Annotated in this window: 1 protein-coding gene and 1 pseudogene; both read left to right on the top strand. The window is 72.7% G+C overall.

What is annotated here, in order from left to right; all coding sequences use genetic code 11:
• Positions 1-268, top strand: a pseudogene (locus tag J0670_RS37835) (hypothetical protein); the annotation flags it as partial.
• A 23-nt stretch (positions 269-291) separates the two neighbouring features.
• Positions 292-1,518: beta-ketoacyl synthase N-terminal-like domain-containing protein (locus J0670_RS37830; RefSeq protein ID WP_243438085.1), on the top strand; the 1,227-nt coding region annotated here is incomplete at its 3' end.

Genomic DNA, 1,518 nt, shown 5'->3' with positions numbered 1-1,518 from the left:
CCCGGCCGCCGGTGCCGCCGAGCCGCTCGTCGAACCGGACGAGGGTGAGATCCGGCGGCTGCTCGGCAGCCTCCCGATCGCCCGCCTCCGCGAGGCCGGCCTACTGGACGGCCTGCTCCAACTGGCGACCCCCGTCACCACCCCGACGAGCGCCCCCGGCACCGGTGCCACCACCAGTGGTGAGGGCACCGCCCCCGGCCTGGTCGACCTCGACGACCTCGACGTCGACGCCCTGGTCCGAATGGCCAGCGAAAACCTCGGTTCCTGAAGAGTCCTGGGAGAAGCAACAGCATGAGCACCAACTCGTCGGCCACGTCGTCAGAGGCCGTGGTAGAGGCGCTGCGGAACTCGCTCAAGGAGACCGCACGGCTGCGCCAGCAGAACCAGGAACTGGTCGCCGCCTCGCGCGAGCCGATCGCCATCGTCGGCATGAGCTGCCGCTACCCGGGCGGGGTGAGCTCGCCCGAGGGGCTGTGGGAGCTGCTGGAGAACGGGCGGGACGCGATCACCCCGTTCCCCACCGACCGCGGCTGGGACCTGGAGCGGCTCCAGGACACCGACCCTGACCGCACCGGCACCTCCTACACGCACGAGGGCGGCTTCCTGCACGACGCCGCGCAGTTCGACGCCGAGTTCTTCGGCATCTCCCCGCGCGAGGCCCTCGCCATGGACCCGCAGCAGCGACTGCTGCTCGAAGCGTCCTGGGAGGCCTTCGAGCGGGCCGGCATCGACCCGGCCCGCCTGCGCGGCAGCCGCACCGGCGTCTACGCGGGTGTGATGTACCACGACTACGGCCCGTACCTGCACGAACCCGTCCCGAGCGCGGACGGACACCGGCTGACCGGCAGCCTCGGCAGCGTGCTCTCCGGCCGGGTCTCGTACACCTTCGGTCTGGAGGGCCCGTCCGTCACCGTCGACACCGCCTGCTCCTCCTCCCTGGTCGCCCTGCACCTGGCGATCCAGGCGCTGCGCCAGGGCGACTGCTCGCTGGCGATCGCCGGCGGCGTCACCGTGATGTCGACCCCGGGCACCTTCGTCGAGTTCAGCCTGCAGAAGGGGCTGTCGCCGGACGGCCGGTGCAAGTCCTTCGCGGCCGACGCGGACGGCACCGGCTGGTCCGAGGGCGTCGGCGTCCTGGTGGTCGAGCGGCTCTCCGACGCCCGCCGCAACGGCCACAAGGTCCTTGCGGTGGTGCGGGGTTCGGCGGTCAACCAGGACGGAGCCTCCAACGGCCTCACCGCCCCCAACGGCCCCGCCCAGCAGCGCGCGATCCGCGCCGCGCTGGCCGCGGCCGAGCTGACCACCGACGACATCGACGCCGTGGAGGCGCACGGCACCGGCACCCGGCTCGGCGACCCGATCGAGGCCCAGGCCCTGCTCTCCACCTACGGGCAGAACCGTCCCGAGGACCGTCCGCTCTGGCTCGGCTCGCTGAAGTCCAACATCGGCCACGCCCAGGCCGCCGCCGGCGTCGGCGGCGTGATCAAGATGATCCTCGCCATGCAGCACGGCGTCCTG

It is taken from the genome of Streptomyces sp. FH025 (assembly GCF_017427025.1).
GTDB lineage: Bacteria > Actinomycetota > Actinomycetes > Streptomycetales > Streptomycetaceae > Kitasatospora.
Note: the sequence above shows the minus strand (reverse complement) of the source record. Positions and strands in the feature narration are given on the sequence as shown.